Here is a 6,188-nt window from a genome sequence, read left to right on the forward strand (position 1 = left end):
GGTAGTTCAGTCGGTTAGAATACCGGCCTGTCACGCCGGGGGTCGCGGGTTCGAGTCCCGTCCGCTGCGCCATCTTCTGCCAAGAGCCCCATGAACGCTCAAGGCAAAACAGAAAAGGCGATATCAAAGTCGCTTTTTTTGTGCCTGGCTTTCGCGCCACAGCGCTTGAAAGCTCAGATCCCAGTTTCAATCGGGCGCAAGCTCGAACGATACGCAGCGGTAGTTCAGTCGGTTAGAATACCGGCCTGTCACGCCGGGGGTCGCGGGTTCGAGTCCCGTCCGCTGCGCCATCTTCGCCTCGAGGTCCCTAGAACACTTCGAAGCAACGAGAAAGCGACCTTCGGGTCGCTTTTTTCGTTTCAGCGTCTTGCGCAGTCATGGGCAAGGATTTACACCAAGCTGACAGAGTCTTCACTGATCAATGGTTTCAGCCACTGATCGATGTGTTGCACAATACGCCCCATTCGTTTCTTCCCGGAATTGGCAATGTCTAGATCAACCGTCTATGGCGCGCTCGGGCTGGCCCTCGTGCTGGCGGGTGTGTCCGGCTGTTCCTCGAAAAAGGCCGCCGTCTACGAGCACGAGAACTTCGATGACTCGGGCACCTTCTCCCGCAGTTTCGCCACCAGCGAGGCGGGCTCCTGCGAGGCGGCGCGGCGCGCGCTGCTCAGCCAGGGCTACATCATCACCAGCAGCGACGCCAACCAGGTCGCCGGCAACAAGAGCTTCCAGCAGAACGCCGAGAACCACCTGCAGATCAGCTTCAACATCACCTGCGTGCCGGACATGAGCGACAAGCAGCGCTCGACCATGTTCGCCAACGCCCTGCAGGACCGCTACACCCTGAAGAAATCCAACACCTCCGCCAGCCTTGGCGTCGGTGTGCTGGGTTCGGTGTCGATGCCGATCGGCTCCACCGACGACTCCATGGTCAAGGTCGCCAGCGAGACGGTCACTGCCGCGCAGTTCTACGACCGCTACTTCGCCCTGGTGGAAAGTTACCTGCCGAAGCCGAAGAAGCCGGAGAAGACCGAGCCTGCCGCCGAGCCGAAGGTGGAAAAACCGGCCGCCGACCTGGGCTTGCCGGAGCCCGCGCCCGCCGCCCTGGCACCTGCGCCGCAGTCTGCCGCGCCGGTCGCCGAGAGCGTGGCAGAGGCCCCGGTACCGACTCCGGTTGCCGTCGCCCCTGCCGCTGCGCCCGCGCCTGTTGCCGCTCCAGCGGCTCCTGTACCGGCCAGCGAAGTCCCTGCGGCCCCGATTGTTGACGACAGCAAGGGCTCGCAGCCCATCGCGCCGCCCGTCGAGCCAACGCCGATCCAGGTACAGCAGGAAGCGCCGGCAGTGGAGCAGGCCCCCGCGCCACTCTGACGCGTCGATAACTTCCCGGGCGCCTGCTACGTTTATCGTTCATAGGGCTGTAATCATTTGGTCATTCCGCTGCCTTAGGTTGGCGCAATGACCAAAGAACGATGAATCAAAGGGGCGAGAAGATGGACGATTACCAGGAAGAACTGCTCGAATTCCAGGCCTATGAACTGGACCTGCCGGAGCCGGCCGACGACGCCACCGAGCTCTAGCCCACCTGCCGCTGAAGGCGGCGAAATTCCCCCGGTGTCAGCCCCGTCCAGCGCTTGAATGCGCGCTGGAAGGCCTCGGCCGAGGCGAACCCCAACAGATAGGCGATCTCGCCGAAGGCCAGCTCCGTGTCGCGGATATAGGTCTCGGCCAGGTCGCGCCGCGTGTCGTTGAGCAGGTTGCGAAAGCGCGTGCCTTCCTCGGCCAGTTTGCGGCGCAAGGTCCAGGTCGGCAGCTGCAGGTGCCGCGCCACTTCTTCCAGATCCGGCTCGCGCCCACCGTTCAACAGCGGCCCCAGCAGGTGGGTGATGCGTTCGCCCAGGCTGCGCACGCGCGTGCGCTGGGCCAGTTCCGCCTCGCACAACTGCAGCAGGTGCTGCCAGGTGCTGGGGCAGTGCTGCGGGTTGGGCAGGGCCAGGGTGGCTTGGCTCAGGCGCAGCTGGTTGGCTGTGGCGCCGAAATGCACCGGGCCTGCGCACAGGCTTTGGTACTGAGCGGCGTAGGCGGGGGCGTCGAACTCGATTTCCAGGCGCTCGGCCTGCACCGGCCTGGCCGCCAGGGCGCCAAGCTGGGCCAGCCAGCCAGCGAGCAGCGAGTCGACCACGAAACGGTTGTAGTCGTTGTAGGGGCTGATGGAGTAGAACCGCAGCCAGGCGCCCTGGGTGTCTTCGTGAAAGCTCGACTGGCCGCGGTAGTTGGCGGCATAAAGTGGCTCGAAACGTAGCAGGGTACGGGCGGCGTCGCCGAGGTTCGGGGCCTGGGCGGCGGCGACGCCGGCCAGCCCGGCCTGGGCCAGGCGGCTCAGGCGGCCCATGTGCAGGCCCAGCGCCGGCTCGGCGGACAGGGCAATCGCCGCGTGTCCCAGGTGCATGTAGCGCGGGATCGACAGCCGCGCGCCCGGCTCGGCCAGGCGCCTGGCGTCGAGGCCATAGCGCAGCAGCAGGGGGTGCGGATCGTGGCCGAGTGCCGTCAGCGCCTCGGCCAGGGGCTGGACGAAACCGACCGACAGTTCACCCAGGCGTACGCGGGGGCGGGGCATGTCGTCACAGCCACAGGTTGAGCAGGCGCGCGCCGTGGCTGTCGTTGCCGACCCACAGCGTGCCACCCTGGCTGGCGAAGCCCTGCCCGTCACTGCCCAGTTCCCAGAACTGGCCGCGCATGAACACGCTCATGCTCGGGGTGGCGGCGTTGGCGGCCAGGGGCAGTTGCTGCCAGGCGCGCTGTTCGCTCACTGCGCCGCGGCGCAGGGGCAGGTCGGCGGCCTGGGCCTGGTGGCGGTTGCCACGCCAGGGCGCCTGCCAGCTCTGCTTGCCGCTGAGGAATACCGGGTTGGCGACCAGTTGCACCGATTGCGCGGCCAGTTGCCGATAGTTGGCGGGGTACCAGCTGTCGCTGCCGATCAGCACGCCCAGGCGTCCGGCGGGGGTCTGCAGCACCTGCAGCGGATGCTGCTGGCCGTCGTGGATGTAGCGCCGGCTTTCGCTGTCGGGGTACTGCTGATGCTGGGGCTGCCCGAGCACCGAACCGTCGCTGGCGAACACCAGGCTGCTGTTGTACAGCGGGCCGTTGCCGGTGCGCAACACGCCGTTCTCCACATAGGGTGCGGGCAGGACGATGGAGCCGGCGACCAGGGTGACGCCGAACTCCCGGGCCAGGTTGCCGAACACTTGCTGGTAGTCGGCGGCCATCTGCGCGGCCTTCATGCGCAGGTGCGCGTCCGAGCGGCGATCGTCACCGCTGGCGGCGAGCATCGCCAGGCCGTAGCGCAGCGGGTTGCTCAGCTCCAGCCACTGCCAGGCCTCGTTGCGCTGGGTGACCTGGTACAGCTCGCGTTTCTCGCCCCGGGCCCACAGCCAGGTGCCGATATGCTCCGGCAACACCACCACGGTGCGCGGGTTGACCAGGCCCTGGGCACGGGCCTGCTCCAGGTAGGCCGAGAGCTTGCGGTGAAGGCGCGTGAGGTTCTGGTAGTCCCCCGGATACAGCAGCGGCTCGACTCCCAGCAGGTTGCCGTGCTCGCCCGGCACGCCCTGGTTGAGGGCCAGTTCGATGCGCAGGTCGGACAGGTAATGACCCTCCGGGCGCTGCAGGGTCCAGAAGCCGTAGCCGCAGAGGGCGGCAAGGGTGACCAGCGCCAGGGCGCCGGCTAGCAGTTTTCGCATGGAGTGGTCCAGCGCTGTGCAGAAGGAGTGCCCTAGGGTAGTCCTGCTGTGCAGCAGGATCAATAAGTTGTCAGTTTCGATCATTGAGCGTGTTCAAACGCCTGTTTAATGTCGACCTCAGACAAACGACGGGCCCCGCCACGCTGCTGTAGAGGCTTGGTAGAGGTGCCCGCATTCCGTGATCACGCCACCTGTGGAGTCCATCCATGGCTACCGACCGTTACCCGCACCTGCTGGCCCCCCTCGACCTGGGCTTCACCACCCTGCGCAACCGCACCCTGATGGGCTCGATGCACACCGGCCTCGAGGAGCGCCCGGGCGGCTTCGAGCGCATGGCCGCGTACTTTGCCGAACGCGCACGTGGTGGCGTCGGGCTGATGGTCACCGGTGGCATCGCGCCCAACGATGAAGGCGGCGTGTATTCCGGCGCGGCCAAGCTCAGCACCGAGGAAGAGGCCGACAAGCACCGGATCGTCACCGAGGCGGTGCATGCCGCCGGTGGCAAGATCTGCCTGCAGATCCTGCATGCCGGACGCTATGCCTACAGCCCGAAACAGGTGGCGCCCAGCGCCATCCAGGCGCCGATCAACCCGTTCAAGCCCAAGGAACTGGACGAGGAGGGCATCGAGAAGCAGATCCGCGACTTCGTCACCTGCGCAAGCCTGGCCCAGCGTGCCGGCTACGACGGCGTCGAGATCATGGGTTCGGAAGGTTACTTCATCAACCAGTTCCTCGCCGCCCACACCAACCACCGCACCGATCGCTGGGGCGGTAGCTACGAGAACCGCATGCGCCTGGCGGTGGAAATCGTGAGCCGGGTGCGCGAGGCGGTTGGGCCGAACTTCATCATCATCTTCCGCCTGTCGATGCTCGACCTGGTCGAGGGCGGCAGTACCTGGGACGAGATCGAGCTGCTGGCCAAGGCCATCGAGCAGGCCGGCGCCACGCTGATCAACACTGGTATCGGCTGGCATGAAGCGCGCATCCCGACCATCGCCACCAAGGTGCCGCGCGCGGCGTTCAGCAAGGTCACCGCCAAGCTGCGTGGCGCGGTGAAGATCCCGCTGATTACCACCAACCGCATCAACACCCCGGAGGTGGCCGAGGCGGTGCTGGCGGAGGGCGATGCCGACATGGTCTCGATGGCCCGACCGTTCCTGGCCGACCCGGACTTCGTCAACAAGGCCGCTGAAGGTCGTGGCGACGAGATCAACACCTGCATCGGCTGCAACCAGGCCTGCCTGGATCATACCTTCGGCGGCAAGCTGACCAGCTGCCTGGTCAACCCGCGGGCCTGCCACGAGACCGAGCTCAACTATCTGCCGGTACGGGCAGTCAAGCGCATCGCCGTGGTCGGTGCCGGTCCTGCGGGCCTGGCGGCCGCCACCGTGGCCGCCGAGCGCGGTCATGAAGTGACGTTGTTCGATGCCGCTGGTGAGATCGGTGGGCAGTTCAACGTGGCCAAGCGCGTGCCGGGTAAGGAGGAGTTCTACGAGACCCTGCGTTACTTCCGCAACAAGGTGAAGTCCACGGGTGTCGACCTGCGCCTGAATACCCGTGTCGATGTGGCTGCGCTGGTGTCTGGCGAGTTCGACGAGATTATCCTGGCCACCGGCATCGCCCCGCGTACGCCGGCCATTCCCGGTGTCGACAACGCCAAGGTGCTGAGCTACCTGGACGTGCTGCTGGAGCGCAAGCCGGTGGGCGAGCGGGTGGCGGTGATCGGTGCTGGTGGCATTGGTTTCGATGTGTCCGAGTACCTGGTGCACAAGGGTGTGGCCACCAGCCAGGACCGTGAGGCGTTCTGGAAGGAGTGGGGCATCGATACGCGTTTGCAGGCCCGTGGTGGTGTGGCCGGGGTCAAGGCCGAGCCTCATGCGCCGGCGCGTCAGGTGTACCTGCTGCAGCGCAAGAAAACCAAGGTCGGCGACGGGCTGGGCAAGACCACTGGGTGGATTCATCGCACGGGGCTGAAGAACAAGCAGGTGCAGATGCTCAACAGCGTCGAGTACCTGAGCGTGGACGATGCCGGCCTGCATGTACGGGTTGGCGAGGGCGAGCCGCAGTTGTTGGCGGTGGACAACATCGTCATCTGCGCTGGGCAGGATCCACTGCGTGAGTTACATGATGGCCTTGTTGCGGCCGGGCAGTCGGTGCACCTGATCGGTGGCGCTGACGTGGCGGCTGAGCTTGATGCCAAGCGGGCGATTAACCAAGGGTCGAGGTTGGCGGCGGAACTGTGATTGTTTGAATCGTTGGTGAGTCAACTTCCACAGTTGAGGTGGTAATACATCTTTTCTGTGGAAGTTGGCTTGTCAGCGAGTGGCTGTAGCTAAGTAAATATTGCCAGCACTCTACACTTACTCCATGTCCGTTGATCTTGATCTTGATCTTGATCTTGATCTTGATCTTGATCTTGATCTTGATCTTGATCTTGATCTTGATCTTGAT

The 6,188-nt window shown here is 65.1% G+C and carries 4 protein-coding genes and 1 tRNA gene; 3 read left to right on the plus strand and 2 right to left on the minus strand.

Going from position 1 to position 6,188, the window contains the following annotated elements:
- Window positions 1-213 precede the first annotated feature (213 nt).
- Together HU735_RS26705 and HU735_RS26710 are read left to right on the plus strand one after the other, a co-directional pair.
- Window positions 214-290 (plus strand) — tRNA-Asp (locus HU735_RS26705).
- Between the two features lie 196 nt (window positions 291-486).
- Window positions 487-1,368 (plus strand): DUF2242 domain-containing protein, encoded by an 882-nt coding sequence (locus HU735_RS26710; protein WP_186716468.1) that lies wholly within the window; start codon window positions 487-489, stop codon window positions 1,366-1,368.
- 205 nt (window positions 1,369-1,573) lie between these two features.
- On the opposite strand, the gene HU735_RS26715 is transcribed toward HU735_RS26710, so the two are convergent.
- Window positions 1,574-2,614 (minus strand): AraC family transcriptional regulator, encoded by a 1,041-nt coding sequence (locus HU735_RS26715; protein WP_186716469.1) that lies wholly within the window; start codon window positions 2,612-2,614, stop codon window positions 1,574-1,576.
- A gap of 4 nt (window positions 2,615-2,618) precedes the next feature.
- The gene (locus tag HU735_RS26720) at window positions 2,619-3,737 is read right to left on the minus strand and encodes a nitrilase-related carbon-nitrogen hydrolase (RefSeq protein WP_186716470.1); all 1,119 of its coding nucleotides are present in this window, start codon (window positions 3,735-3,737) and stop codon (window positions 2,619-2,621) included.
- A 206-nt stretch (window positions 3,738-3,943) separates the two neighbouring features.
- Between HU735_RS26720 and HU735_RS26725 the strand changes: the two genes are divergently transcribed.
- Window positions 3,944-5,980, plus strand: coding sequence for an NADPH-dependent 2,4-dienoyl-CoA reductase (locus HU735_RS26725; RefSeq protein WP_186716471.1), 2,037 nt, complete (start codon window positions 3,944-3,946; stop codon window positions 5,978-5,980).
- Window positions 5,981-6,188: the final 208 nt, after the last annotated feature.

Origin of the sequence: Pseudomonas sp. BW16M2 (assembly GCF_014268865.1) — a bacterium.
In the GTDB taxonomy this organism is placed as follows: domain Bacteria; phylum Pseudomonadota; class Gammaproteobacteria; order Pseudomonadales; family Pseudomonadaceae; genus Aquipseudomonas; species Aquipseudomonas peradeniyensis.